The following is a 1,628-nucleotide window of genomic DNA, read 5'->3' as shown; positions in this document are numbered from 1 at the left end:
GTACGTCGGGGGTGTCGGCTTGCTCATGCAGCACGGCTATCACGCTGGATTCGCGACGTGAATCCCTCGTCACGCCACCTTTCTGCAACAGAGCCTTCTGAAAGTCAACTTTGGCGCAATTGCAGCGAATTAGCGCTTTTTCCGCACTGCCGATCTCGAGATCGTTCGGTGCGAATGGCGGAAGCCCGCGCATCGTGTCGCCGGGTGTTAGGCGCGTCGCCGCGACAGGCATCGCCGGACCGGCGTGCGCGAACGGCTGTCGACCGCGGCTGCAGCCATTCGCGCCAAGGTTTCCGACCCGGCCGTCGCCCCGGAACCTCCTCCCGGTTTCGGCCGGTCGAGGATCTGGCCCCAGCAGCGAGTTCCGGCCGTTCGCGCGGGCGGCTGGATCGCATTTCGGGCGATCCTGGGAGTTGGTTCAGGCTGTCATCGCCTCAAACCGCCAAACTCGGCGAGCCCGACCGAGGTCTCCCGCTGCGCGGGGACGTAAGGCGCGTCGCGAGAGCAACCTTGAAATCAGGGAGACGCGCCTGCATTTTGCCTGCAGACGCTTGAGGAGGTCGTGATGGCCCAGTTGACCGTTCGCAACATCGACGACGATCTCGTCCTCGCTCTGAAAGCGCGAGCCGCGCAGGCGGGTCGCTCATCCGAGGCCGAGCATCGGTTGATCCTGCGCCAAGCGCTGAAGGGATCGCGCGACAGCGGGAGTTTCTTCGAGCGCGCCGACCAGCTGCGCTCGCAGCTCGGTACGGTGTCCGACACGACCGCCCTCATCCGCGCCGATCGCGATCGCGACGGCGAGTGAAGGTCGTCGTCGATGCATCCGTCGCCGTCAAATGGCTCGTCCCCGAGCACGGATCGGATCGCGCCGCTTCGCTGCGGACCGAAGAGCTGTTCGCGCCACGGCTGATCAGGGCCGAGGTCGCCAATACCCTCGCCACGCTCGAGCGCCGTGGCGAGCTCACCGCGACCCAGGCTGCCGAGGCGTTCGCGCTGTTTCAGGACGCGCCAGTCCGCATCATGGACACCGACGAGGACCTCGAACGCGCGGCGCTTGCCATGGCGATCCGCCTCCGGCATCCCGTGTATGACTGCATCTATCTGAGCCTGGCGGAACGCATAGACGCCACCCTTGTCACGGCCGACCGGCGCTTCGTCGCCACCCTGGTCGGCGACGTGGCGGCAGCGCGCGCCGTTACTCTGTAGATGAGATGACGACATGGCGCGGCGCTCGGCGCCAAGCTCGCGCTGGTCGCGGCGATGGTCGCGCTGGCGGGGCTGAACCGCTGGCGTCTGACCCCCGCCATCACCGCCGGCGCGGCCCCTGCCGCGCGGGCCTTCCGCCGTTATGCCGCGGCCGAGATCGCGCTGCGGCATGGCGTGCTGGCGCTGGCCGCCTCCTTCCGCCTGACCCCGCCGCCCCGGGCACTGGCCGAGGCCGCCGCGCCGCCGCTGGCCCTCCATCTGCACGGACCCGCCGCGATGGCGGACCTCACGCTGCACCCCGCTCGCGACGGCGCCAACATGGCGGAATGAACCGCGCCGGGTCTGCCGGAGGCTCCAACTTCTGAGTAGGATGGCGCCCCATGAGCAAGACGACGAACAAGTTCTCCCCTGAGGTCCGCGAG

At 68.4% G+C, this 1,628-nt stretch carries 3 protein-coding genes and 1 pseudogene; 3 read left to right on the top strand and 1 reads right to left on the bottom strand.

The annotated features are described in order from the left end of the window. A partial coding sequence (locus BLW43_RS24150; protein ID WP_217632298.1) for a hypothetical protein occupies positions 1-193 on the bottom strand: 193 nt, incomplete at its 3' end. A gap of 372 nt (positions 194-565) precedes the next feature. On the opposite strand from BLW43_RS24150, the gene BLW43_RS22690 reads away from it, so the two are divergent. From BLW43_RS22690 to BLW43_RS22680, 3 genes and pseudogenes are all read left to right on the top strand, one after another. Further along, complete coding sequence (locus BLW43_RS22690; RefSeq protein WP_093257222.1) at positions 566-805, top strand: FitA-like ribbon-helix-helix domain-containing protein; 240 nt, start codon at positions 566-568, stop codon at positions 803-805. Further along, positions 802-1,206: a type II toxin-antitoxin system VapC family toxin gene (locus BLW43_RS22685; RefSeq protein ID WP_093257219.1), complete on the top strand. Its 405-nt coding sequence runs from the start codon at positions 802-804 to the stop codon at positions 1,204-1,206. The genes BLW43_RS22690 and BLW43_RS22685 overlap by 4 nt, the downstream gene beginning before the upstream one ends. Positions 1,207-1,233: 27 nt before the next feature. Beyond that, a pseudogene (locus BLW43_RS22680) lies at positions 1,234-1,536 on the top strand (CopD family protein); the annotation flags it as partial. Positions 1,537-1,628: the final 92 nt, after the last annotated feature.

Origin of the sequence: Rubrimonas cliftonensis (genome assembly GCF_900107585.1) — a bacterium.
Taxonomy (GTDB): domain Bacteria; phylum Pseudomonadota; class Alphaproteobacteria; order Rhodobacterales; family Rhodobacteraceae; genus Rubrimonas; species Rubrimonas cliftonensis.
The sequence above is the reverse complement of the archived record's forward strand: the minus strand, read 5'-3'. Positions and strand labels throughout refer to the sequence as shown.

Coding starts and splice junctions, on each gene's coding strand:
- BLW43_RS22690 (WP_093257222.1), top strand. CDS start 566: ATGGCCCAGTTGACCGTTCGCAACATCGACGACGATCTCGTCCTCGCT.